24 protein-coding genes and 1 tRNA gene are annotated in these 23,458 nt (G+C 51.1%); 11 read left to right on the forward strand and 14 right to left on the reverse strand.

Annotated features, from left to right (window positions below; all coding sequences use genetic code 11):
• Positions 1 to 8: 8 nt before the first annotated feature.
• The 7 genes from AAGC78_RS15720 to mrcB form a co-directional block, all read right to left on the reverse strand.
• On the reverse strand, positions 9 to 434 hold the full coding sequence (locus AAGC78_RS15720) for a phosphate ABC transporter substrate-binding protein (RefSeq protein WP_435785048.1): 426 nt from the start codon (positions 432 to 434) through the stop codon (positions 9 to 11).
• Between the two features lie 15 nt (positions 435 to 449).
• On the reverse strand, positions 450 to 1,637 hold the full coding sequence (locus AAGC78_RS15725; RefSeq protein WP_435785049.1) for a porin: 1,188 nt from the start codon (positions 1,635 to 1,637) through the stop codon (positions 450 to 452).
• A 122-nt stretch (positions 1,638 to 1,759) separates the two neighbouring features.
• The gene (locus AAGC78_RS15730; protein ID WP_435785050.1) at positions 1,760 to 3,370 is read right to left on the reverse strand and encodes a methyl-accepting chemotaxis protein; all 1,611 of its coding nucleotides are present in this window, start codon (positions 3,368 to 3,370) and stop codon (positions 1,760 to 1,762) included.
• Positions 3,371 to 3,694: 324 nt separating this feature from the next.
• A complete protein-coding gene (locus AAGC78_RS15735) occupies positions 3,695 to 4,039 on the reverse strand; it encodes a hypothetical protein (protein ID WP_435785051.1) in 345 nt (114 codons plus the stop codon).
• Between the two features lie 23 nt (positions 4,040 to 4,062).
• On the reverse strand, positions 4,063 to 4,611 hold the full coding sequence (locus tag AAGC78_RS15740) for an RNA polymerase sigma factor (RefSeq protein WP_435785052.1): 549 nt from the start codon (positions 4,609 to 4,611) through the stop codon (positions 4,063 to 4,065).
• Positions 4,612 to 4,616: 5 nt separating this feature from the next.
• Positions 4,617 to 5,432, reverse strand: a complete 816-nt coding sequence (locus tag AAGC78_RS15745) for a DUF6249 domain-containing protein (protein ID WP_435785053.1) — start codon at positions 5,430 to 5,432, stop codon at positions 4,617 to 4,619.
• A 129-nt stretch (positions 5,433 to 5,561) separates the two neighbouring features.
• Complete coding sequence (gene mrcB, locus AAGC78_RS15750) at positions 5,562 to 7,910, reverse strand: penicillin-binding protein 1B (RefSeq protein ID WP_435785054.1); 2,349 nt, start codon at positions 7,908 to 7,910, stop codon at positions 5,562 to 5,564.
• Positions 7,911 to 8,141: 231 nt separating this feature from the next.
• Between mrcB and AAGC78_RS15755 the strand changes: the two genes are divergently transcribed.
• Together AAGC78_RS15755 and AAGC78_RS15760 are read left to right on the forward strand one after the other, a co-directional pair.
• Positions 8,142 to 9,149, forward strand: coding sequence for a DUF4114 domain-containing protein (locus AAGC78_RS15755; RefSeq protein ID WP_435785055.1), 1,008 nt, complete (start codon positions 8,142 to 8,144; stop codon positions 9,147 to 9,149).
• A gap of 141 nt (positions 9,150 to 9,290) precedes the next feature.
• Positions 9,291 to 10,292 (forward strand): adenosine kinase, encoded by a 1,002-nt coding sequence (locus AAGC78_RS15760; RefSeq protein WP_435785056.1) that lies wholly within the window; start codon positions 9,291 to 9,293, stop codon positions 10,290 to 10,292.
• A 68-nt stretch (positions 10,293 to 10,360) separates the two neighbouring features.
• Here AAGC78_RS15760 and AAGC78_RS15765 read toward each other — a convergent pair whose 3' ends face one another.
• The 7 genes from AAGC78_RS15765 to hemA all read right to left on the reverse strand — a co-directional run bounded on the left by AAGC78_RS15765 (position 10,361) and on the right by hemA (position 15,871).
• Positions 10,361 to 10,537 carry a PLDc N-terminal domain-containing protein gene (locus AAGC78_RS15765; protein WP_435785057.1) on the reverse strand — a complete coding sequence of 59 codons (177 nt, stop codon included), beginning with the start codon at positions 10,535 to 10,537 and terminating at the stop codon, positions 10,361 to 10,363.
• A 232-nt stretch (positions 10,538 to 10,769) separates the two neighbouring features.
• Positions 10,770 to 11,354: a TIGR00645 family protein gene (locus tag AAGC78_RS15770; RefSeq protein WP_435785058.1), complete on the reverse strand. Its 585-nt coding sequence runs from the start codon at positions 11,352 to 11,354 to the stop codon at positions 10,770 to 10,772.
• A gap of 70 nt (positions 11,355 to 11,424) precedes the next feature.
• Positions 11,425 to 12,174: a HesA/MoeB/ThiF family protein gene (locus AAGC78_RS15775; RefSeq protein WP_435785059.1), complete on the reverse strand. Its 750-nt coding sequence runs from the start codon at positions 12,172 to 12,174 to the stop codon at positions 11,425 to 11,427.
• Positions 12,171 to 13,070, reverse strand: coding sequence for a peptide chain release factor N(5)-glutamine methyltransferase (prmC, locus tag AAGC78_RS15780; RefSeq protein ID WP_435785060.1), 900 nt, complete (start codon positions 13,068 to 13,070; stop codon positions 12,171 to 12,173). Before prmC ends, AAGC78_RS15775 begins: the two co-directional genes overlap by 4 nt.
• Before the next feature lie 74 nt (positions 13,071 to 13,144).
• Positions 13,145 to 13,477, reverse strand: a complete 333-nt coding sequence (locus tag AAGC78_RS15785) for an antibiotic biosynthesis monooxygenase family protein (RefSeq protein ID WP_435785061.1) — start codon at positions 13,475 to 13,477, stop codon at positions 13,145 to 13,147.
• A gap of 4 nt (positions 13,478 to 13,481) precedes the next feature.
• The gene (gene prfA, locus AAGC78_RS15790) at positions 13,482 to 14,564 is read right to left on the reverse strand and encodes a peptide chain release factor 1 (RefSeq protein WP_435785062.1); all 1,083 of its coding nucleotides are present in this window, start codon (positions 14,562 to 14,564) and stop codon (positions 13,482 to 13,484) included.
• Complete coding sequence (gene hemA / locus AAGC78_RS15795) at positions 14,564 to 15,871, reverse strand: glutamyl-tRNA reductase (RefSeq protein WP_435785063.1); 1,308 nt, start codon at positions 15,869 to 15,871, stop codon at positions 14,564 to 14,566. The genes prfA and hemA overlap by 1 nt, the downstream gene beginning before the upstream one ends.
• A gap of 165 nt (positions 15,872 to 16,036) precedes the next feature.
• Here hemA and AAGC78_RS15800 point away from each other — a divergent pair, with 165 nt between their 5' ends.
• The 9 genes from AAGC78_RS15800 to ychF form a co-directional block, all read left to right on the forward strand.
• Positions 16,037 to 16,570: a 3'-5' exonuclease gene (locus AAGC78_RS15800; protein ID WP_435785064.1), complete on the forward strand. Its 534-nt coding sequence runs from the start codon at positions 16,037 to 16,039 to the stop codon at positions 16,568 to 16,570.
• A gap of 116 nt (positions 16,571 to 16,686) precedes the next feature.
• The gene (locus AAGC78_RS15805) at positions 16,687 to 18,405 is read left to right on the forward strand and encodes a tetratricopeptide repeat protein (RefSeq protein WP_435785065.1); all 1,719 of its coding nucleotides are present in this window, start codon (positions 16,687 to 16,689) and stop codon (positions 18,403 to 18,405) included.
• On the forward strand, positions 18,402 to 19,022 hold the full coding sequence (lolB, locus tag AAGC78_RS15810) for a lipoprotein insertase outer membrane protein LolB (protein ID WP_435785066.1): 621 nt from the start codon (positions 18,402 to 18,404) through the stop codon (positions 19,020 to 19,022). Before AAGC78_RS15805 ends, lolB begins: the two co-directional genes overlap by 4 nt.
• Entirely contained in the window at positions 19,019 to 19,864 is an 846-nt protein-coding gene (gene ispE / locus AAGC78_RS15815) for a 4-(cytidine 5'-diphospho)-2-C-methyl-D-erythritol kinase (RefSeq protein WP_435785067.1), read from the forward strand. The genes lolB and ispE overlap by 4 nt, the downstream gene beginning before the upstream one ends.
• 11 nt (positions 19,865 to 19,875) lie before the next feature.
• A tRNA-Gln gene (locus AAGC78_RS15820) sits at positions 19,876 to 19,950 on the forward strand.
• A 252-nt stretch (positions 19,951 to 20,202) separates the two neighbouring features.
• Positions 20,203 to 21,132 (forward strand): ribose-phosphate pyrophosphokinase, encoded by a 930-nt coding sequence (locus AAGC78_RS15825; protein WP_435785072.1) that lies wholly within the window; start codon positions 20,203 to 20,205, stop codon positions 21,130 to 21,132.
• Positions 21,133 to 21,236: 104 nt separating this feature from the next.
• Positions 21,237 to 21,851, forward strand: coding sequence for a 50S ribosomal protein L25/general stress protein Ctc (locus AAGC78_RS15830; protein ID WP_435785068.1), 615 nt, complete (start codon positions 21,237 to 21,239; stop codon positions 21,849 to 21,851).
• 134 nt (positions 21,852 to 21,985) lie between these two features.
• Positions 21,986 to 22,576, forward strand: a complete 591-nt coding sequence (gene pth, locus AAGC78_RS15835) for an aminoacyl-tRNA hydrolase (RefSeq protein WP_435785069.1) — start codon at positions 21,986 to 21,988, stop codon at positions 22,574 to 22,576.
• A 101-nt stretch (positions 22,577 to 22,677) separates the two neighbouring features.
• Positions 22,678 to 23,458, forward strand: a 781-nt coding sequence (gene ychF / locus AAGC78_RS15840) for a redox-regulated ATPase YchF (protein ID WP_435785070.1), incomplete at its 3' end; no start/stop codon positions are given.

Here is a 23,458-nt window from a genome sequence, read left to right on the forward strand (position 1 = left end):
CAAAAACCCTAGGGCACCTTGTAAACCACCTTTACACTGGCATCCACAGCACTGGCATCGATATAGCCAATCATAGTGGGATTGGCTGCGATCAAGGCTTTCACCGCTGCATCATCACCAGCATCTTTAGGTGGAGTGCCTTTGCCGGTAAATACTAACTGCGACCAGTAGGCTTTGTATTGGCTGGCATTTTTCTTACACACCGCTTCATTGAACTTATCGCGCGCGGCTGCACCTTCGTTCTGGTTCACTGGAACCGCTTGCCCACCGCCAGGAAAGCTTTTGCTTTTGCCAAGGAACAGGCGCGAGATGTCGTCTTCAGAGAGCGAAGCGAAACTTGCAGATGGATGTACAATCACCGCCACTTCTGCCCAGGCTGCATTGGCTAAACCCAATGTTAAGGTTGTAGCCACAGCACAAATGAATTTTTTCATGATGGCCTCCCCCTATTAAAATACAGTTTGTAGTGCGACGGAAAATACTTTCTGGTCGCCCTGGTTTTTATCATCGACATCATCAATCTGGAACTTCAGTGCAGTACCAGTAGTGACGTCCCAGCGAGTGCCGATTGAAATAACCTCGCGATCAACTGCTTGCGATGCCGCCACTGCTTGTAACGCACCGATCAACGGCGCAGTTTGCGGTGCAACAGGGATACCCGCTTCAGGATGTGATTCATCATCTTTCGATTGCGATGCAGTGAGGTGCACCAACCAATCACCAAAACGCACACCGCCCATCGCGTAACCGCGTTTGTTTTTAGATAACAATGCGTCATCCGGTTTGAACTCTACATATTCGATTGCTGCGACAAAACGTCCGGTATCAATATTTAAACCAACCTCAGCGAAAGTAACGCTGTCTTCCTCCACCAACAATTTATTCGCATTAGCAGGCAAATTGTAGGTGTTGGTTAATGCGTTGGCGAAATTACCCAAGGTGCCGAACACCGGCATGGAAATACCGGTAACGTCGATCCACAAATCTGCCTGATGATAAGCAGCGCGCAATGTCCACCAATCTTTACCTAGCGTACCGGCGATACCCATTTGGTTGCGGGTTTTTGCCTCTTCCAAAATGCCGTCATTGTTGAGATCCAACTCGTCATCAAATCCGCCGAAGTAAGCCTGGAAAGTGGTATCGAAAATCCCCAGTGTTTGCGTGGTATAAAAATCCACACCGTTAACATTATTGAACGGCAGGTAATACACTTCGCGCGGTGGGCTGATCCAGGAGTAGGCATAACCTACATCGAGAAAATCAGAAAACATATAAAAAGGCGTGCGCAACCGACCTGCGCGGATCTTACTGCTTTCAGTTGCTTGCCAACTTAAATAGGCCCACTCGGCATCAACCTCATAATCGTTTTCGCTGCGCGCGGTTAGCTGGACAGTCGCCGTTAATTTTTCTGAAACGGTCCCTGAAATCTGCAGACCCAAGAGATTGTTATCGAACGTTAAATCTTCTTCATCGTATCCACCGTAAGCGGGGCCATTTTCATCATCGACCATACCGCCGCCTACCGATAAAAACCCGGAGAAATTGAGATCGGCAGCCTGTGTCAATGGTGCAGCCATACAAAGTGCGATCGCCAGCGCAAGACTGTGTTTTTTACGCATCGAGCTAATGTTGTTCATGTGTGTGTCACTCCTGAATGTTGCGCACTGCCTGTGCATAAACTCCGTGAAAATAACCTGCATCGCCGCCAAGCGACGCAGTAAAAAAAGAAATGCTCTACCAAAGAGATACAGTGAAAAATTTAAACGCGGAATTGGCTGGCAACTTTGCCCAGCTCCTGACTGATATGACCAATGTCGTGACTAATTTCATTAAGTTCGTTAGTGGAACTGGTAACCAATTGCGTGCTGTTATAAATACCGTTCACATGCTGGGATACATGGGAAAAAGTTACCGTTTGTTCGTGTGTGGCAGCAGCAATTCGCTCGTTAATGCTGCTGATAGTTTCAACGTTATTGAGAATAGAATTAAGCACTTCACCCGAGGCAACCGTTGCTTCCACACCGCGATTGGCGCGCTCAACACTACCCTGCATTGCAGTAACTGCACTTGCAGAGACTTGACGCAATTCGCTAATCACTTTGTGAATTTCTTCTGTCGCCTGACGCGTGCGCACCGCCAACTGGCGGACCTCATCTGCAACTACCGCAAATCCACGGCCATGTTCACCTGCGCGTGCAGCTTCAATTGCAGCATTGAGCGCTAGCAAGTTGGTTTGTTCGGCAACCGTTTGAATGGTGTTAAGCAATTGCCCCACATCCGACGAAAATTCTTCAAAGCGATTAACCACACCCGCGGCACTGCGAACCTCTTCTGCGAGCGTGCTGATAGTCGATACATTAGTAGCGAGAGTTTCTTTACCGCGCGCGGCGGCGTTGCTGGCATCTTGCGCCTGATGTGATGCATTGCCAGCAAACTCGGCAATTTCGCTCACAGTTTTCATTAAATCTTCAATCGATGAGCGCATGCTGGAAATTGCAGTGGCCTGCTCATTAATGCGCCCCATATTTTGGCTGCTTGAATTGGTCAAACGCGATGCTACTTTTGTTAGTCCACCAACATCATTACTGACATTGGCGAATGAGCCGTGCAATTTTTCGACGAAGGCATTGAAATATTTCACCAGATCGCGAATTTCATCATGCCCTGGATAATTAATTCGTTTGGTTAAATCGCCCGCCCCCGATGCCATTTCTTTTAACGATGCGGTCACTTCATTGATGCTTGATGTAATTGAGCGACTGATAATTGAACTCATTACCAACAAAGCAACCACTGCACAAATTGCAATAATCAACGCAATTTGCGATGCGTTTTTTGATGAATCTACGGTTTCACTAATTGCTTCATTAAAGCGTTTTGCTTTTTCAGTTTTCATCGTTGCCAGTGATTTACGCAGCGACTTTAATTTATCGGCGTTAGCCGCTGCCTCTGCACCGACTTGTGTTAAGTCGACATTACCACCAATAAAACTTTTAGCGATGCGCACTGCAGTGGTGTACCAAGCTTGTAATTGGGTATCAATATCTTTTGCGGGACCAGCGAGATCACTGCTGAGGCCAGCTAATTTTTCCAGATTCTGACGAATCTCCTGATAATGTTTATCGGCATCATCAAGCGCACCTTCATCACCGGTTGTTACTGAACTATTAATTTGCTGCTCCATTAACAGGAGCGCACCTAAATTAACTGTGGTTAATTCAAGCGCGGGATAAATACGTTTTTCCACTTCAGCCAAACGGCTGCTATTAGCGCGCTCAATCCACATTGAATAAGCTTGGGCGATAACAAATCCCAACAGGGCGATAGTGACAAGCAACATCAATTTTTTTGCGATGGTCAAGCGGAGCATTTAGCCTTGCCTCAAATGGACACGATGTGTTTTTAAGATCCAGAAATTACAAATGAATCGAATTTAAAAAACTCGTTGAGAAGATGCAGTTTTCTCGCACCAAAATATAATTTGGCGGTCGCCGTTATTACGTCATTTGGGTATAGCAGTCGCTCAGGGAATGCGCAAACGCCATAAGGGATTTAGCGCCATAAACGCCTGAGTGGAATTACTCATAAGCATTTATAACGCTTAAAAAAAATCGCCTAATTACTTGCGGTAATTAAGCGATTTTTTTAGGGGGGAGACTTAAAGCAGAAATATTTAACGTAAAAATACGACAAATTAAAACAGCGATAAGCGCCGTGAGGATAAGGATTGGAAAATAGCAAACAACACTAGCGCCAATACCACGATCAACGGTGCAAGGCTGCTCATATCAAACGTAATCAACCAAGCATAAATCGGTTGGATAAAATCGCGCAGCGGAAACTGCCCCAGAACCAGCACTGCAATCAGCGTGACCGGTACACACGCAATCAAACGTTCCACCCAGGGATGCAAACGCTTTTGCACTTTCTGCCCCGGCAAGCTCGCCATGACGCGCGCACTGAAATCACCATCATCGAGATAGGGGCTGGAACTCTGCAGCTGCTGTTGCAGAAAATCATCAAACTGTTTGTCGTTCATAGTCGACCTCGCTTACTCGCCTTTTACTGAGGTAGGGCATCCTGCCAGGATGCCAAGAGAGATTGCAGTTTTTGTTTGCCACGCGCTATGTGCGTTTTCACAGTCCCGAGCGGAATACCCATAATGGTTGCCGCTTCTTCGTGGGAGAAGCCGTCTTCATAGCATAGCCGAATTGCCAATTGTTGGCCTGCACTCAGGGTTTGCATGGCGGCTTCCACATCCTTCTGCGCATGATACTGTTTTACGCTGCACTGCTCAGCTTCGATCTCCTCATTCTCATCCAGTTCACACCATTCGATCTTTTTTGCACGCCAGCGGTTGGCGGCAATATTAAAGGCGATACGGTACAACCAAGTGGAGAACTTGGCTTCAGCGCGAAACGCGCCCAGCGCAGCATAGGCCTTCATAAAGGTCTCCTGCGCCAGATCGTCCGCGAGGTGCGTATCGCCATTGCACAGGCGTCTTGCCCAGATACGCAATGGCGATTGGTAGCGCAAAACCAGCTGCGCAAAGGCGTGCTGATCCTTGCGGCTGACCACCCGCGCAATCAATTCCTGATCGGAAAGGGACATTCGGCTTAGTCCTGCGACCCAGCCTGATCAATCCCCTTGGGGCGATTCAAATGCCAGATCAGCACCTGTGACCCACCCAAAGCAATCCAGATAAACCCTATAGCTCCCTCAGATAGACCACTGAATAACGTCAGGAAAAACAATAACCCGACACCAATAGCGATATTGCGTATCCCCTTATCGCGATTACCGCTCTGATCGGCCTCTTTGGGGTCATCCCCGCGCAGCAGTTCGACAGGAATGTCGCGCCCGGCAGCGAGTAACTTATCGATATTCGCATTCAGGCTCTGCTGGCGTAGTTGGCGGTTTTGATAGCGCTTGGAGATCCAGAAAATAAACAGGAACAGCGGACCACCAATGGAGAAGGTGATAGCAACAATCGGCACCAGTTGGGATAAATCGATACTGTTGCGATGATTTTGCCGATTTAGCACCTGCTCAACCCGCTCCTCAATATTGCGTGCTAATTGCTCCTCATTAAGCGCAATACGATGCACGTTCTCTGACATCGCCGCCGTAGACTCAGCCTCACCCATCACAACTGGCGGTGGGGGCGGTTCAGTGGGCTCCGGCGATATTGGCGCCACCAGCGGCTGCTGGTTTGCTTCAGGCTGGGACTGGGGCTGAGATTGAGGTTGCGGATCGACCTCAGCGCGAGGAGCCTCAATTTGCGGTGCCGAATGGGGAGCATCAAGCGGTACTTGCGTACCCTGCAGCTCAGCCGCATTGGCCGCCAGGCTGTAGGCGGCGGGCGCTACGCAGACCAGCGCCAAGCCTATTGCGCGCAACAGGCGGCATGGCAAGCTAAAAGATAATGTCATGGGAAAAGCCTCTCAGGAAAAATCCGGGCAGGATTACATCAATATTGCCCCCAACTCACAAGCTAAGACACAGTCTAGTGAGCTTCAGATTCACCTGAGCGGTTTATTTTTGCGACGGGTTCACGCTGGTTAGTTCACCAGCTTTTGCCAGAAGTTTTTGACCGGGTTTTTGCTCTCGATATTGCACTCAACCGATTCGAGCGGGCGGAATTTTTCCAGCAGCGGCAACCAGGTCGAACCGGCACAAGTTTCCGCGCTCAACTTGCCAGTCTTATCGTCAATCCAGTCGAAACTCACCCCCATAGGCGGCTCCTGTTCCAGACTGCGGGTCGGCAATTGCTTCATGAAATCTGTCCACACCTGCAGCGCACCGCCAGCACCGCTGAGCGGTGTTGCGCTGTTGTCATCGCGCCCGAGCCAGACAATCGCCAGATGCTCGCCGCTGTAGCCGGCAAACCAGCTATCGCGCTGATCGTTGGTGGTACCGGTTTTACCGGCAAGATCGATCTGCGAGGGGATCTGGTTGTAAGCGCTGCGCCCGGTACCTTCGCGCAAAGTACGCTGCATCGCGTATTGCACGAGAAAGGTAGATTCATTTTCAAAGCGCTGCTCCAGCTCAAGCGGGTAGCGTTTAAGTGGTTTGCCATCTGCTGTAAGCACTTCGCGAATCGCATGCAGTGGTGTGTAAACGCCGTCCGCCGCGATGGTGTGATACATACCGGCAATCTCCATCGGCGACATATCTACCGCACCGAGCAACATCGATGGCAATTCCGGCACTTTACCTTCGTAACCGGCACGCTTCACGGTTTTGGCAACCGCATCCAACCCGAGTGTCATCCCCAGACGCGCGGTCGATTGGTTGTAGGAATAGGCAAGACCTTTATAGAGCGGGATATCGCCGTGATCTTTTTTATCGGCGTTTTGCGGTGCCCACCATTTGCCGCCGGATTTATAACTGACCGGTGCATCGCTGATGATGGTGCCGAGGTTATATTTCTGCGGATTTTCCAGCGCCGTTAAATACACAAACGGTTTCAGCAATGAGCCGACTGGGCGCTTAGCATCGAGCGCGCGATTGAATCCGGAGAAACGCGGATCGCGATCGCCCAGCAGCGCGAGAATTTCGCCACCACCAACTGAAGTGACCACCATGCTGCCCTGCACGTTTTTGGTTTTGAATTGTTTTTCCAGCTGCTCGACACGCAGCTTCATGGATTTTTCTGCCTGACGCTGCACCATCGGCGAGAGCGTGGTGAAGATGCGCAAACCTTCGCTGCGCAAATCATCCTCGTCATAATCTTCGTTTAATTGACGCTTCACCAAATCCATAAATGCAGGATAAGTTGTGGTGCGCGCATCACCTGCAGCAACAATTCCGAGCGGCGATGCTTGTGCAGTTTTTAATTGCTGGTCAGTAATCAAACCTTCCTGATGCATTACCGAGAGCACCAGATTGCGGCGATCTTTCGCACGCTCGGGATTGCGCCAGGGATTATAAAACGATGCACCTTTTACCAATCCAACCAGCAGCGCTACCTGTTGTGCATTCAATTCACGCAGCGGTTGACGGAAATAATGTTGCGCGCCCAACGCAAAACCATTAATGGAACGCGGGCCACTCTGGCCTAAAGATACTTCATTGATGTAGGTTTCCAGAATTTCGGATTTGCTGTAATGCACTTCCAACAGCACCGCCATAATCGCTTCCGGAATTTTGCGGCGCAAAACACTTTGCTCATTGGTGAGATAAAAATTCTTTACCAATTGCTGTGTGATCGTACTACCGCCCTGCACTACGCCGCCGTTGGTAGTGTTAACCCAAGCCGCGCGCAGAATCGCCATTGGCGATACACCGTGATGCTCAAGGAAATGTTTGTCTTCAACCGCGAGCAGCGTTTCACCGAGTAATGGTGGCAAATCGGATAAGCGCACCAGCAACCGATCTTCTTTATCCGCCGGATAAAAACCGCCAATTTCTTCCGGCTCCAAACGCACCAACGGCAAATCAGCACCGCCTAAATCAATCAAACCCTGCACACTGCCATTGGCAACGCGCAGCATAAATTTATGCGCGGGCTCTTTTTTATCCCAGAAATCAAACCCGCGACTGTGAATGTGATAAACCACTTCCGGTGAGCTGGCAGTCACTTTTTTTATTACTTGTCCCGGAGTGTTGATACTTCCATCAAAGCGATAACCAAGCGCACGCAACTCTTGTTCAAACAGCGCGGGAGTCAATGATTGCCCCTGATATAACTCAAGCGGACGCGCATAGACGCGCGCTGGCAGCGACCATTTTTTGCCTTCGAATTTCGCGCGCACCACCGTATCCAGATACAAGGTCCAGATTCCCACCAAGGCCACAATCAGCAGCAGAGCGTAAAAAGCCCACAGGCTTATCGCCCGCCAATTTATACGCGAGGAAGGGCCGGACGATTTGGTAGTGCGACGGGAAGTAGAGCGGCGTTTGGTCATGGAAAAATCTTAAATAGTGATAATGCACAAAGCCCAAAAAAGGCCGGAAAAATAATGCGCGCCAGTTTAACTGCCGCCCTGTGTGAATGCGAGGCCAATGACATGCATTCAACTGCATTCGTATTCATTGAATTGTCGATAGCAGCACAAAATCTGCCGTGATAATTTTCCGCTTGCTTTTTATCCAAACCAATAACCATAAATTACAGCAAGGGGCTCACGGAAAGTTATATGTGCTACTCAACCAATTCTCTTAATTCAATCCTGATCGCCGGGGGCTTATCGCTACTCAGCGCAGTTTCCCACGCGTACAGCATCAGCAATTTGCAAGACGCCAGCACTAACGGCAGCGGCTGGTCAGGCGATACCGCTGACTATCAAATTATCGCCACACCCGGTGCGACACCCGGCACCAACGAATGGTTTTCCCGCTACACCATCGGCAATGGTGATGACCGTTTCAACATCGACGAATCCATTCTCGGCCAATTTAAAAATGCGCCCCTGCAAGACAACACCGGCGCCGGTTTGGCGGCAGCATCGGAATCGGTGCGCGTAACATTTTTAGGCACTGGCGCCGCGCGTAACTCAAATCTTTTCCTCGCACAACATGGCGATGATCAACTGGATTTAAATTCCTTTTGGAATCCTGTTTATGCCAGCGGCGGCACCAACAATCTCTCGACTTACAATCCGGTAACAAATAGCAACACACTCTTTGAAACCCGCGGCGGTTGCGAATATGCCGAGGCAAAAGCCGGTAATACTTGCGTGCCCGACAATCTCGGGCAGTCGCGTGTGATATCCGGTTTAACGGTCGGCGATAGTTTGATTTTCGGTTTGCAAGCCTTAGTGCTGCATTACAACAGCGATAATATTCACTATCCCAACACCAATTATTTCTTCAGCGGCGATGCCAGCAACAATCAGGATGCGCGCGGCTGGAACGACCGCCAAATACACACCAAAGTGTTGAATCTTGGCAATAACCGATTCCTCGTTGGCTTTGAAGATATTTGGGGCGGCGGTGACCGCGACTTCAATGACAACATCTTTTTGTTTGAAGGCGTGAGCGTGGACATCCCTGTTCCGCCGATCACCGTGAGCGAACCGTCAAGTTTGTCGCTTATCGGCCTGCTGCTCGGCGGCCTGCTATGGCGTCGTCGCTTGCAGCGCAAATCCGCGATCAAACACCTAACAAGCACAACCCACGCTCAAAACACCAATGCCGGTCAGTGACGCTGACCGGCATTTTTTATTTCTCGCCTACGCTTCTGCTTTATCGTGCGCAGCGAATTTTGCATAATGCCGCGCAATTTAACGCTACCCTCAACTTATCAACGAACTTCTTTCAACTTAACAACTAAAGGTTACCGGCTTATGAGCAAGCAATATCACATTTATGGCATAGGCGCGGCCCTGGTCGATACCGAAATCACCCTCAACGACAGTGACCTCACCACCATGGCGGTTGCCAAAGGTGTAATGACACTAGTGGATGAAGAGCGCCAAAACGCGCTGATCGATTATTTGCAACATCATCTGGTTGCATCCCATCGCGCGAGCGGCGGTTCAGCAGCCAACACCATCATCGCTGCCAGCTACTTCGGCTGTAACAACTTCTACTCATGCAAAGTTGCCAACGATGAAAACGGTGAATTTTATTTGAATGACATTCACGCTGCCGGTGTTGCCACTCCTGCGCATATCGTTCCGCCCACAGGCATCACCGGAAAATGCCTGGTTATGATTACACCTGACGCTGAACGTACCATGAATACTTTCCTCGGCATCAGCGAAACCCTTTCAACTGCCGAGCTGGATGTAGCCGCAGTTGCGCAAGCAGAATACGTTTATATCGAAGGCTACCTTGTCAGTTCGAATACCGGTCGCGCTGCCGCAATTGAATTGCGTAAACAAGCAGAAGCAAAAAATACGCGCACTGCGTTGAGTTTGTCTGACCCGGCGATGGTGCAATTTTTCCGCGATGGTTTGGTAGAAATGATTGGCGACGGTGTCGACCTGATTTTCTGCAACCGCGACGAAGCTATCGGTTTCACCCAAACCCATTCACTGGAAGAAGCCTGCACCGCGCTCAAAAAATATTGCAAACAATTCGCAATTACCTGCGGAGGCGAAGGTGCATTGGTGTTTGATGGTGAAACACTCACGCAAGTATCCGCAACGCCGATTACTCCCGTAGATACCAACGGCGCTGGCGATATGTTCGCCGGTGCATTTTTGTATGCAATCAACCAAGGGAAAGATTTCAAAACCGCAGGCGAATTTGCCAACCTGGCCGCTGCAAAAGTCGTAAGCCAATTTGGCCCACGCTTGAAAGCGGAACAACACGCAGAATTAAAAGCCGCATTTTTTAAATAAGCTCGCGAACAATCACTCGGCAAGATGAGCATAAAAACCCATCTTACCGAGTGTGTTTGTGCCGCCAGCTACTTGGGTCCAAACAGGAACCACAGAATAAAACCGAGGAACGGCAGCAACAAAAGCACCACTATCCAAATAACTTTTGTTCCCGTACTTGCACTGCTCTGCGTTGTTTTTACAATCGCGTAAATAACACAAACCAGTAAAATAAAACCTAAGATTCCGCCTACTTCAACATTCATATCCTGCTCCTATCTGTATGAATTTACTGTAAAAAAGCAGATGCGCGTTCTTTAGGTCGCCAATTCCAACAGCCTTAACCTGAGGACTTGATAACACGCGGCACCAGACGTTTTTGTGTCTAATTTGTTACGTAGCAACAAATGCACCAGCTTCAATCTCACACGACGAAACCCAAATTTTGGGCAAAAAAATAGGCAGCCTTTAGCTGCCTATTTTTCGTATTGCAAAGGATTAATGCCCAGCTTTGTTCGCAGAACTTACACGTTGCATCAGCAAATCGGTATAGGCGATACCGATAGCAGAGGCAATAAAAGTCATATGAATAATTGTTTGCCACATAACACCGGCTTCGGTGATTGTTCGACAAACACCTGCTGGTTGATCCGCACACGGAATACCAATATAACCCGCTTCAATAAATGTTTTTAACAAGTGAATTGATGATATCCCAATAATGGCCATCGCCAGTTTCACTTTAAGCACAGTAGCGTTGACATGGCTCAACCACTCCGGTTGATCAGGGTGACCGCTCAATCTCAAGCGCGATACAAATGTCTCATAGCCGCCAACAATTACCATCACCAGCAAGTTCGAGATCATTACTACATCGATCAACCCCAGTACGATCAACATAATTTGTTGCTCGCCCAAAGAGGCAACACCAGTCACTAAGTGCACCAATTCTTTCAAAAACAGGAAAACATAAGCGCATTGCGCAACGATCAAGCCCAGATAAAGGGGCAACTGCAACCAGCGCGAGCTGAAAATCAGCTTGGGGAAAAAGCCGGTTTTATACACGGGGGGAACATCACTCATTACAACACCTTTTTGGGAATGGAAATTAGTTAGCGCCAATATAAGGGGCGCATGGCAAAAAACAAGCTCTTTACGCAGACTTACTCGCGCATACCGGACAGTTTTTATCTTTGGGCAATTTCAGTTCGCGCCATTGGCTGTGGCGCGCGTCCAACAGCAATAATCGTCCGGCAAGATTGGTCCCAAAACCGCAGATTAATTTGATCGTTTCCAGCGATTGCATGGAACCGATAATTCCCACCAGCGGCGCCAATACACCATTGGCGGCGCAGGTCAGGTCATCGCTATCCTCTTCATACAAGCAGCGGTAACAAGGACTATCAGTAGCGCGCGAATCAAACACGGCAACCTGCCCTTCCAACCGAATCGCGGCGCCGGATACAAGTGGCACTTTCGCCGCAACACAAGCGGCATTAATCGCGAAACGGGTTTGGAAATTATCGGTGCAATCAACCACCACACTGGCCTGATTTATATGGTCAGCCAACGTATCTGCATCCAGCACTTTTTCGATACAGTGAATGTTGATATCCGGATTTAATTCACGCAGGCTGTGCGCCGCCGATACGGCTTTGTTAGTGCCAATTCGCGCACTGGTATGGGCAATTTGCCGTTGCAGATTACTAAGATCTACAACGTCAAAATCAGCCAACGTTAAGTGGCCGACACCCGCTGCGGCAAGATACATTGCTACCGGCGAACCCAATCCACCGAGGCCGATAATTAATACGCGCGCAGCAAGTAATTTTTCCTGCCCGTCGAGATCGACATCCGGCAACATAATCTGACGCGAGTAGCGCAACAATTGTTCATCATTCATTCTGCCGCTCCTTTTCTGCCGACCACATCTTTTTTACCAAAAGACACTCGCTCATTGCCGCCGAGATCAAATCGCGTTTCGATTTGCACAAAACCGCGTGCACGCAATAAATCGCGCACTGCAACGCTTTGATCGTAACCGTGCTCCAGTAACAGCCATCCTTGTGGACACAAATAATCCCAGCCTTGCTGGATGATTAATTCAATATCGGCCAACCCTTTGTTATCGGCAATTAACGCCGAGCGCGGCTCAAAACGTACATCGCCTTGATCAAGATGCGGATCTTGTGGGTCGATATAGGGAGGATTGCTGACGATAACATCGAATTGTTGCACCGCCGTTTCATCTGCATGCAGCGAAAGCGCGGCAAACCAATCGCTCTGCAGCATTGTCACTTGATTGAATTGCAAAGCAGCGCGATTTTTTTCGGCAAGCGCAATTGCATCAGCTGATTTATCCACCCCGAACAATTGCCAATCCGGTTTTTCGCTGGCGATCGCCAATACAATCGCACCGGTTCCCGTGCCCAAATCCAAACAGCGACGTTTTTTCTGTGGTTCGTCGGCGGCGAATAATTCCAACACCAACTCAACCAACAATTCAGTATCCGGCCGCGGGATTAAAGTTGAATTATTGACTGAAAGTGGGAGCGACCAGAATTCGCGCTGACCAATAATATGCGCTATCGGTTCACCGCTTTTGCGACGCGAGAAAAATTCATTAAATAATTGCTGCTGTTCGGCGGTGAGATTTTTATCCGACCAGGTAAAAAGCCAGGTACGATTTTTTTGCAGGACATTGCATAGAATTAATTCAACATCCAAGCGCGCAGAATCGCTAATGCTTTCCAGCTCGGATGATAATTGCAGACATTGTGCAACGGTAATGTTGCTCATAAATTTCACTGTAGGTTGGTGGTGAGGAACGAACCCCAACACATTGAAGCAAGGTTGATACGCGGCGGCCCGACCTAGGTTTGGGATGTCAACGAATCAGTTGGGTGGGCAAAGCTACCATCACCATATGCGCGCAACACTTGTGCAATGACCACATGATAACCATCCAGCCATTTGGCTTGCGCAGCCTTGGCTGCTAAATGCTTGGGATGCTTCATCAGCTCCTGCAATCCTTCCATACTCTCCCAGTAATACACTGTGGAAACACGGCCAGTTTCAGTATTTTCCCAAGCTTCTTCGCCAAGGTAACCCGTAGTGTTTTTTGCTGCCTCGGCGATGTCTTTATCCAACGCATAAAATTCTGCATCGAATTGTTTTTTGTCGAAAATAAAGGTCGCCGAGTACACAGGATTAATCCGAAATCGCCGCCAACTGGTCGGCTTGATATTCATTTGCCAGCGGTTGCACAACCGGATTCAAATCACCTTGCATAATCGCATCCAGGGAATAAAGGGTGAGATTGATGCGGTGATCCGTCATACGCCCCTGCGGATAATTGTAAGTGCGGATGCGCTCGGAGCGATCACCGGAACCGACCAAACTGCGGCGCTCGTCAGAAAGCGATTTGTGCGCGGCATCTTCCTGAGCTTGTTTTAATTTGGTGGCAAGCAAACTCATCGCGCGCGCGCGGTTTTTGTGTTGCGAGCGCTCGTCCTGACATTCAATTACCAAACCGGTTGGCAAATGCACAATACGCACCGCTGAATCGGTTTTGTTAACGTGCTGACCACCCGCACCGGATGCGCGGAAAGTATCGATACGCAAATCGGCTTTGTTGATATTGATCTCTTCCATTTCATCTGCTTCCGGCATTACTGCAACGGTACAAGCTGATGTGTGGATACGCCCTTGGGATTCGGTTTCAGGTACACGTTGCACTCGGTGCGCGCCCGATTCAAATTTCAATTTTGAATACACGCCCTGCCCGCTCACCAAGCTAATAATTTCTTTGAAGCCGCCGTGTTCGCCTTCGTTCTGGCTCAAAATTTCTACACGCCACCCCTGGTTCTCTGCATAGCGCGAATACATGCGGAATAAATCGCCAGAGAAAATCGCCGCTTCATCGCCACCGGTACCGGCGCGGATTTCGAGGTAGCAGTTTTTCTCATCGTTGGGATCTTTTGGCAGCAACAGTTTTTGCAATTCCAACTGCGCAGGTTCGAGCTGCGCTTCGCACTCTTTTAATTCTTCTTCTGCCATTTCTTTCATATCGGCATCGCCATCCACTAACAAGTGTTTGGCCTCTTCGATATTGGCGAGCAGTTGCAAGTAGCTTTGATAACCCTGCACCACCGGCTCCAACTCCGCGTACTCTTTGGAAAGATCGCGGAATTTGTTTTGGTTGTTGATGGTGTCGGCTTCCGACAACATAGCGCTGACTTCTTCGTAGCGCTCTTTAAGGCGATCCAGCTTTTCTAAAATAGAGGCTTTCATTATGACTCACTTGCGTTACTGCCGAGATCAGCAGCAGGGTTAACAGATTCTTCGGTGGTGATCGACAACTCAAACAATTCTTGCGCCACCTGGATAACGTGGTGACGGGAACTGGCACTCGCCTCTTTCAATACAGCGGTGGGTGAGTGGATTAATTTGTTGGTCAGGTTGCGTGCAAATTGTTGCAGCACTTGTTCGGGATCGGCGCCGGTTTGCAAACTGCGCAGCGCTTTTTGTAATTCCAGATCGCGCAATTGCTCCGCTTTGCTGCGATAGGCTTTTACTGTCGCCACCGCATTGAGCGAGCGTTGCTGGCGCAAGAAAGACTCGACACCTTCGGTAATAATTTCTTCGGCTTGATCGGCAGCGGCAACGCGGGATTTTTTGTTTTCATCAATCACCGCGTGCAAATCATCGACGGTGTAAAGATACACATCATCCAGCTCGCCCACTTGTTCTTCGATATCGCGCGGCACGGCGATGTCGAGCATAAACATCGGCTTGTGTTTGCGTTTTTTCAACGCTGACTCCACCGCACCTTTACCGAGCAACGGCAACTGGCTGGCGGTGGATGAAATTACTATATCGGCGCGGTGCAGATAATCGGGAATATCGGCCAGCAAGATCGCCTCGCCATTAAATTCGCGCGCAAGGCGCTGGGCGCGGTCGAGCGTACGGTTGGCGACGATAATGTGTTTAATGCCCTGCTCCGCCATGTGGCGTGCAACCAGCTCGATGGTTTCACCTGCACCAATCAGGAGCGCGGTGTCCTGTTTCAGGTTGGAGAAAATCTGCTGCGCCAGGCTGACCGCGGCATAAGCCACGGATACCGGGTTCTCGCCAATCGCCGTTTCGGTGCGCACACGCTTGGCGATATTAAAAACCTGCTGGAAAGTGGAGTGTAATTCCGCTCCTAAAGTGCCCGCCTCTTTGGCTACTGCAAAGGCCGATTTCATTTGGCCTAAAATTTGCGGTTCACCCAGCACGAGTGAATCGAGTCCGCCGGCCACCTTCATCATATGGCGCACCGCTTCCTGATCCTGATAGCAGTAATAACTGTTGGCCAGATCCGCCGCTTCAATCGCGGTGTGATCGACCAGCCACTGCTGGATCGCCCCGGCATCACCTTCACTCGCCGCATAGATTTCGGTGCGATTGCAGGTTGAGAGTATGGCAACTTCGGTCAACCCCGCGTGGGCACAGGCTTCTTGCATGGCGCTTTGGAGATTTTCCGGCGCAAATGCAACCCGCTCGCGCAGGGCAAGAGGGGCAGTCGTGTGGTTGATACCAAAGGCTAACAGGGTCATGGGTCGGGGCTATTTGCGGCCGGTATAGTTTTGAAGGGCGGTATTGTCCGGTCACAGACGGGGCGTGACAAGAGGCAAGCACGTAATCCTGTCATAAAGGAGGCGTATTAAGCCGTTTCACTCGCAAGTTGCATCTATAATCAGACTGGCTACCAAGGATTTTTTATGCGCAGACCCATCTGCCCCACCATTATCGATATCGAGGCTTCCGGCTTTGGCTCGCGCAGCTATCCGATTGAAATCGGCGTAGCCAAGCCCGGCGGCGAGCGCTATTGCGCCTTGATCGAGCCGCAACCCGAGTGGGATCACTGGAGCGATAGTGCGCAAGCGGTACATGGCATCACCCGCGCATTGATCGAAACCCGCGGTAAAAAACCGCGCGACATCTGCCAGGAACTCAACCAGTTCCTTGAGGGTATGACCGTCTACAGCGATGCTTGGACCCACGACAGCCCCTGGCTTAACCGCTTATTCTTCGCCGCACGTATCAATCCCATCTTCCATTTAAGCCCCATCGAGCTTATCGCCACCGAAGCGCAGCTTTTGTTGTGGGACAAAACCAAAAAACGGCTGGAGCGGCGGCTGGATATCAAGCGCCATCGCGCCAGTGGCGATGCCTACCTGATCCAGCAGACCTATCTGGAAACGCGTCACTTGGTGGAGACTCAGCCAGCATTGGCGGCGCGTACTGGGCTTTAAGCACCAGATCAGTTCACACAATTCCAGAACACTCTTTTTATCGCCCGCCTTCGCGTTTATGATGTCTGGCCACGCAGCAGCATCTGCGTCCACTCTGCATCCGCTATCGGTCGAGCATGATCAAAAACCGCCCTATTATGTTGTCGAGCGCAGCCCTTTACTGGGTACTGAGCGGTTGTACGCTGCAATCGGCCAATACGGTGGCGGCACCAGAGATTGAACCGGAACCGCTGATCCAGATCCCGGCACGCGCTTTTCCGACCGAAACCCTCTACTCCCTGCTCGCCGCCGAAATCGCCGGCAGCCGCCAGCAATATGATCTGGCGCTGAGCAACTACGTTCAGCAAGCGCGCGAAACCCGCGACCCGCAGATCGCCGAGCGCGCCACCATGATTGCGCGTTACATGGGCAACAACCAGGCAGCGCTGGAAATGGCGCAAATCTGGGTGGAGTCCGCCCCGAAAAATAAAGATGCGCTCACTAACATGTCGATGACCCAGATGTTGCTCGGTCATATGCGAGAGGCATTTGAATACTCCCGTCGCCTGCAAGATGAAGGCGGCGAGCCGCTGTTCCAGAATATTGCCGCTGGCGCTACCGCTCTTGGCGATGGCGACCGCGCCAACTTGCTGCAGGATTATGTTGGCCAGCTGCAGCGCAAACCGGAAGACGAACAACTGCTGGTCGGCACCGGAATCCTGCTGCAACAACAGGGTAAATACGACGAGGCAATGAACCTCACCCACAAAGCCTTGAAGCTTCATCCTGGCAGTATTCCCGCCGCGATTCTGGAAGCCAACCTGCTCCATCAACTAAAGCGCGACCAGGAAGCCACCACCAAAATGGCCAACCTGCTGGACCTCTATCCAGACAACACTAGCTTGCGCCAGCAATACGCGCGCATCCTCACCCATCACGATATGGAGCAAGCGCAAGAGCAATTCAAAATCCTGGCCAAGCAAATGCCTAACAATGGCGACATACTGCTGTCGCTCGGAATTGTCGCGCTCGAACGCAAAGACACTGAAACTGCGCGCGCCACCTTTGAAGAGTTGCTGGATCGCGACCTACACGTATCAACCGCCCACTATTATCTTGGGCGCATGGCGGAAGCGAGCAGCGATTTCCCGGAAGCCATCATCCATTATCTGCAGGTCGATACCGGCAATGATTTCCTCTCTGCCACCGTTAGCCTGATGGATATTTTTGTCCGGCAAGAGGATTTCATCAGCGCGCGCCAGCATATGAATCGCCTGCGTCTGCGCTTCCCCGACCAGAGCGAAGCCCTCTATGTGCTGCACGGCCAAACCCTGGTTAAGCACAACTACCTGACCGAAGCCGACTCGGTACTCAGCGAAGGCCTGACGAATTTCGCCACCAGCACCCGCCTGCTCTTTGCCCGCGCGATGCTCAATAACCAGCGCAAACGGCTGGCGCCGACCGAGCGCGATTTGCGCCAGATTATTCAACTGCAGCCCGACAACGTCGCAGCCCTCAACTCGCTCGGCTATATCCTCGCCGACCGCAACCAGCGCCTCGATGAATCCCGCGAATTGCTCAGCAAAGCCCTGAGCCTGAGCCCCAACGACGCGGCCATCATGGATTCTATGGGCTGGCTGCAATATCGCCTCGGCAATTACACCGAAGCGCTCGGGCATCTGCGCAGCGCCTATGCTGCCGCACCTAATGCGGAAATCAGCGCACATTTGGGCGAAATCCTGTGGATGCTGGGCGACAAAGACGAAGCCCGCCGCATTTGGCGGGAGGGTTTGAAAATCGACCCGAAAGACCCGACCATCAAGGAAACCCTTAACCGCCTCAAGGCCAATTTATGATGTTGCGTTACCCGCTTTTATTGCTCGTACTTATCCTCGCCAGCGGCTGCGCCCATCGCGGCTCACTCACTCCGCCGCAAAATGTGCAGGAACACCAGCGCCAATTGCAGGCCGTGAGCGACTGGCAACTCGCGGGGAAATTGGGCATCCGCACCGCCGATGACAGCGGGAGCGCCAGCCTTAAATGGGCACAGCAGCTCGCCAACTACCAGATCAACCTGAGCGGCCCGCTCGGGCAAAAACGCATGATCATCACCGGCACGCCTGATAAAGTCCGCCTCGAACAAACCGGCGAGCCAGTACAGGAGGCCAAAACTGCCGAAGCGCTGATCAAAAAATCCGTCGGCTGGACGCTACCCGTCGCCCAGCTCGCCTACTGGGTGCGCGGCGTACCGGCACCCAAATTGCGCATCACCCAATTGCAGCAAAACGAAAATGGCCTGATCGATCAATTGATCCAGGGCGACTGGAGCATCAGCTACAGCAATTACCGCGACCAAAGTGTTAATGGCGCGCTATTACCGCTACCGGGAAAAATCACCGCCGAATATAAAGATGTGCGCTTGGTGCTCGTCATTCGCGAATGGAATCTGGGCGCGCAGGATAAAACCCAATGACCAGCCTGATCCTGCTCTCGCCCGCCAAGCTCAACCTGTTTTTGCATATCACCGGCCGCCGCGCTGATGGTTATCACAACCTACAAACCTTCTTCCAACTGCTGGATTACGGCGATACCTTGTCGTTCTCCACCCGCGCCGACGGCAAGATCACCCTTGCACCGGAAATCCCCGGCGTCGCATTCGAACAAAATTTGATTATTAAAGCCGCACGCGCACTTGAACCCTATAAATCCGCCGACGCGGGTGTTGATATCCAACTTGAAAAACGCCTGCCGATGGGCGGTGGTATCGGTGGCGGCAGCAGCAACGCGGCCACCACTTTGGTTGCACTCAATCATTTATGGGGCTGCGGATTGGATAAAAACCAGCTGCAGGCGATCGGATTAACACTCGGCGCCGATGTGCCCGTCTTTATTAATGCCCAAACTGCATGGGCGGAAGGTGTTGGCGAGCAGCTGCAAGCTATCGAAATGCAGCCAAAATGGTTTCTGGTTATACAACCTGATTGTCATGTATCCACTGCTGAAATTTTTTCTCACAAAGATTTGACAAGAGATACATCCGCCATTAAAGTGGCGGCCTTCCTTGAGCGGGGTGGTCAAAATGACTGCGAAGCCTTGGTGAGAAAGCTCTATCCGCAAGTCGATAACGCACTCATCTGGCTCCAAAAATTTGATCGCAACGCACGAATGACGGGAACCGGAGCCTGCGTATTTGCAAGCTTTGAGTCGGCAGAAACAGCGCGTAATGTGCAAGCACAATTACCCAAAGATCTGCCCGGTTTTGTAGCACAAGGTGTAAACCAATCACCACTCTACAAACTGCTTCCGTCAAACTAATCAAGAACAACAGGGGCGTCGCCAAGTGGTAAGGCAGCGGGTTTTGATCCCGCCATTCGTAGGTTCGAGTCCTTCCGCCCCTGCCATCTATTTCTGTCATTGTTCCAGGCGTGTTTAAACTTCAAGCCGCATTATTATTACGAACTGCACAACAATGACTACTCTGAATAATTTCCTTTCGATACTTTCAAGCTCTCGCAATTCCCGGGAATTTCCTAGGGTAAAAAACCCTGCTTTGCGCAGACAGGCTTTATACAGACAGAAAATATCGGCTCTGGCTTTTAACCACCAGCAATCACCCCAGCAATCACCAAAAGGTATCTGACGTGACTGACTTAATGGTCTTTACCGGCAACGCAAACCCGGATCTCGCTAAAAAAATTGTGGATCATTTGGGCATGCCGCTCGGCAATGTTTCTGTGTCGCAATTTTCGGATGGCGAAATCGCCGTTGAGCTGCACGATAACGTGCGCGGTCGCGATGTATTTGTGGTGCAACCCACTTGTGCACCCACCAACGACAACCTGATGGAATTGATTGTGATGGTCGACGCATTGCGTCGCGCCTCCGCTGGCCGTATCACTGCAGTAGTACCCTACTTCGGTTACGCCCGCCAGGATCGCCGTGTACGTTCCGCCCGTGTACCTATCACCGCCAAAGTAGTGGCAGACATGATGGTAGGCGTCGGTGTTGACCGCGTATTGACTGTTGACCTGCACGCCGAGCAGATCCAGGGGTTCTTTGATGTACCGGTAGATAACGTCTACGGCTCGCCCGTATTGCTGGAAGACATCGAAGCGCAAAAATTTGAAGACCTGATTGTGGTATCACCTGACATTGGCGGCGTAGTGCGCGCCCGTGCGGTAGCCAAACAGTTGGGCATTGATCTGGCGATTATCGATAAACGCCGTCCGCGCGCCAATGTGGCGGAAGTGATGCACATCATCGGTGAAATTGAAGGCCGCACCTGCTTGCTGGTGGATGACATCATCGACACAGCCGGCACCCTGTGCAGCGCCGCCAAAGCGCTGAAAGCCCAAGGCGCCAAGAAAGTTGTCGCTTACTGTACTCACCCGGTATTGTCGGGCAAGGCGATTGACAACATTAACAACTCCGAGCTGGATCAATTGGTTGTGGCCGATTCAATCCCGCTCAGCCAGGCCGCCAAAGAATGCCCGCGCATTCGCAGCCTAACCTTATCGAAAATGCTCGCCGAAGCCATGCGTCGCCTGAGTAATGAAGAATCCCTGAGTGCAATGTTCCGCTAGCGGAAGATTAACTCTGGTAAACCGCCGCATTGGTTAACTGATGCGGTTACTGAAACCCGGTAGATTCTGGTCGCGGATCTACACGGAAAATTGAGGACGTAATCATGTCTGAAGACTTTAAATTAGATGCAACTGCCCGTAACGACTTGGGGAAAGGTGCGAGCCGCCGCCTGCGTCGTTTGGCTGATCAAGTTCCTGCTGTTATTTACGGCGGTAGCGTAGCCCCAGCGAGCGTTTCTGTTTCTGCTAACGAGCTGAACAAGCACTTGGAACACGAAGCTTTCTACTCGCACATCATCAGCTTGAATGTAGACGGTACTGCTCAGGACGTGATCCTGAAAGATGTACAACGTCACCCATCCAAGCCTGTTGTTCTGCACTTGGACTTCCTGCGCATTGACAAGTCAACCAAGGTACACACTCACGTACCTCTGCACTTCATCAATGAAGCAACCTCTAAAGGCGTGAAAATCCAGGGCGGTAAAGTAGTTCACAACCTGACCCAATTGGACATCATCTGCTTCCCACACCAGTTGCCAGAGTTCATTGAAGTTGACTTGGGCGGCGCAGAAGTTGGCACCATCCTGCACATCAGCGACCTGAAACTGCCAACCGGCGTTGTTTCTGCTGACCTGCAAAAAGGCGCAGACCACAACCTGGCTGTTGCTACTGTTGTTAAGCCGAAAGGCGCTGCAGAAGCAGAAGGCGAAGAAGCGTAATTGCTTTTTCCTCCCTGCTAAAAAAGGCTGGATCTACGGATCCGGCCTTTTTTTTGCCTCCTGTTAGGGTGACAATGCGCGCCTTAATCTGTACCTGAGCCCTTGGCTCACCGAATTTATAGCAGGCGCCAACCATGACCAACGAGATTCAACTAATTGTCGGCCTCGGCAATCCCGGCAGCGAATACGAGCGCACCCGCCACAATGCGGGGCAGGATTTTGTCGAAGACTTTGCCCGCTCGCTGGGCGCAACACTGGTTAACGACAACAAATATTTCGGCCTGACTGCGCGTGTGAATTATCAAGGTCGCGATCTACGCTTGCTCGTGCCCACCACCTACATGAATCGCAGCGGGCAATCGGTCAGTGCCATGACGAACTTTTTCAAGATCGATCCCGCCGCCGTGTTAGTTGCCCACGATGAGCTTGATCTCGCCCCCGGCGTCGCCCGCTTCAAACAAGGTGGCGGCCACGGCGGCCACAATGGCCTGCGCGATATCATCGCCGCATTCGGCAACAATCCCAATTTCCCGCGCCTGCGCTTGGGTATCGGTCACCCCGGCGTTGCTGCGATGGTCGCCAATTTTGTGCTTAAACGCGCCCCCTCAAGCGAGCAAGAGCTGATCGATGACGCTATTGCCCGTGCGATCAAGTGCACGCCGGACGCCCTCAAAGGCGACTGGAATACGGCGATGAAAAACCTGCACACAGATCCAAAAAAGTAACCGCACCAGCAAGCCTGCGCAAACTTCGTCTAATGGGCGCCGAGCATGTATAATCGCGCCCTCTCGATTTTCACTCCTTATTTTTCTAGCGGAATAGCATCATGGGTTTCAATTGCGGCATCGTCGGCCTGCCCAACGTCGGCAAATCAACACTGTTCAACGCCCTGACCAACGCAGGCATCAGCGCCGAAAACTTCCCTTTCTGCACCATTGAACCCAACGCCGGTATCGTGACCGTACCCGATCCTCGCCAGGATAAACTTGCCGAAATCGTAAAACCCGAGCGTGTTGTTGCCACCACCATGGAATTTATTGATATCGCCGGTATCGTTGCCGGTGCTTCACGCGGCGAAGGCCTGGGCAATAAATTCCTCGCCAACATCCGCGAGACAGATGCTATCGCCCACGTAGTGCGCTGCTTTGATGACGACAACGTGATCCACGTTGCCAACGGCGTAAATCCAGCCGCGGATATCGAAGTCATCAACACCGAACTCGCACTTGCCGATTTGGAAGCTGTAGACAAAGCCATCAACCGCTACGCAAAATCAGCCAAAGGCGGCGACAAACACGCCGTTGCGATCAAAGCGCTATTGGAAAAAATTCAGCCACATCTCAACGAAGCCAAACCACTGCGCTCATTTGGTTTGGACAAAGAAGAAACCGCACTGCTTAAAGAAATTAATTTGCTCACACTCAAGCCAACCATGTACATCGCCAACGTGGCAGAAGATGGTTTTGAAAATAATCCACACCTGGATGTTGTGCGCAAAATCGCGGCAGAAGAAAAATCTGTAGTAGTACCGATTTGCAACAAATTGGAAGCTGACATCGCCGAACTTGAAGGCGACGACAAAAAAGAATTCCTCGACGAAATGGGCA

This window comes from Cellvibrio sp., from assembly GCF_039207905.1.
Lineage (GTDB): Bacteria > Pseudomonadota > Gammaproteobacteria > Pseudomonadales > Cellvibrionaceae > Cellvibrio.

Excerpts from the sequence above, each read along its gene's own strand:
- AAGC78_RS15720 (WP_435785048.1), bottom strand. The coding sequence starts at position 434 with ATGAAAAAATTCATTTGTGCTGTGGCTACAACCTTAACATTGGGTTTA.
- AAGC78_RS15725 (WP_435785049.1), bottom strand. The coding sequence starts at position 1,637 with ATGAACAACATTAGCTCGATGCGTAAAAAACACAGTCTTGCGCTGGCG.
- AAGC78_RS15730 (WP_435785050.1), bottom strand. The coding sequence starts at position 3,370 with ATGCTCCGCTTGACCATCGCAAAAAAATTGATGTTGCTTGTCACTATC.
- AAGC78_RS15735 (WP_435785051.1), bottom strand. The coding sequence starts at position 4,039 with ATGAACGACAAACAGTTTGATGATTTTCTGCAACAGCAGCTGCAGAGT.
- AAGC78_RS15740 (WP_435785052.1), bottom strand. The coding sequence starts at position 4,611 with ATGTCCCTTTCCGATCAGGAATTGATTGCGCGGGTGGTCAGCCGCAAG.
- AAGC78_RS15745 (WP_435785053.1), bottom strand. The coding sequence starts at position 5,432 with ATGACATTATCTTTTAGCTTGCCATGCCGCCTGTTGCGCGCAATAGGC.
- mrcB (WP_435785054.1), bottom strand. The coding sequence starts at position 7,910 with ATGACCAAACGCCGCTCTACTTCCCGTCGCACTACCAAATCGTCCGGC.
- AAGC78_RS15755 (WP_435785055.1), top strand. The coding sequence starts at position 8,142 with ATGTGCTACTCAACCAATTCTCTTAATTCAATCCTGATCGCCGGGGGC.
- AAGC78_RS15760 (WP_435785056.1), top strand. The coding sequence starts at position 9,291 with ATGAGCAAGCAATATCACATTTATGGCATAGGCGCGGCCCTGGTCGAT.
- AAGC78_RS15765 (WP_435785057.1), bottom strand. The coding sequence starts at position 10,537 with ATGAATGTTGAAGTAGGCGGAATCTTAGGTTTTATTTTACTGGTTTGT.
- AAGC78_RS15770 (WP_435785058.1), bottom strand. The coding sequence starts at position 11,354 with ATGAGTGATGTTCCCCCCGTGTATAAAACCGGCTTTTTCCCCAAGCTG.
- AAGC78_RS15775 (WP_435785059.1), bottom strand. The coding sequence starts at position 12,174 with ATGAATGATGAACAATTGTTGCGCTACTCGCGTCAGATTATGTTGCCG.
- prmC (WP_435785060.1), bottom strand. The coding sequence starts at position 13,070 with ATGAGCAACATTACCGTTGCACAATGTCTGCAATTATCATCCGAGCTG.
- prfA (WP_435785062.1), bottom strand. The coding sequence starts at position 14,564 with ATGAAAGCCTCTATTTTAGAAAAGCTGGATCGCCTTAAAGAGCGCTAC.
- hemA (WP_435785063.1), bottom strand. The coding sequence starts at position 15,871 with ATGACCCTGTTAGCCTTTGGTATCAACCACACGACTGCCCCTCTTGCC.
- AAGC78_RS15800 (WP_435785064.1), top strand. The coding sequence starts at position 16,037 with ATGCGCAGACCCATCTGCCCCACCATTATCGATATCGAGGCTTCCGGC.
- AAGC78_RS15805 (WP_435785065.1), top strand. The coding sequence starts at position 16,687 with ATGATCAAAAACCGCCCTATTATGTTGTCGAGCGCAGCCCTTTACTGG.
- lolB (WP_435785066.1), top strand. The coding sequence starts at position 18,402 with ATGATGTTGCGTTACCCGCTTTTATTGCTCGTACTTATCCTCGCCAGC.
- ispE (WP_435785067.1), top strand. The coding sequence starts at position 19,019 with ATGACCAGCCTGATCCTGCTCTCGCCCGCCAAGCTCAACCTGTTTTTG.
- AAGC78_RS15825 (WP_435785072.1), top strand. The coding sequence starts at position 20,203 with ATGGTCTTTACCGGCAACGCAAACCCGGATCTCGCTAAAAAAATTGTG.
- AAGC78_RS15830 (WP_435785068.1), top strand. The coding sequence starts at position 21,237 with ATGTCTGAAGACTTTAAATTAGATGCAACTGCCCGTAACGACTTGGGG.
- pth (WP_435785069.1), top strand. The coding sequence starts at position 21,986 with ATGACCAACGAGATTCAACTAATTGTCGGCCTCGGCAATCCCGGCAGC.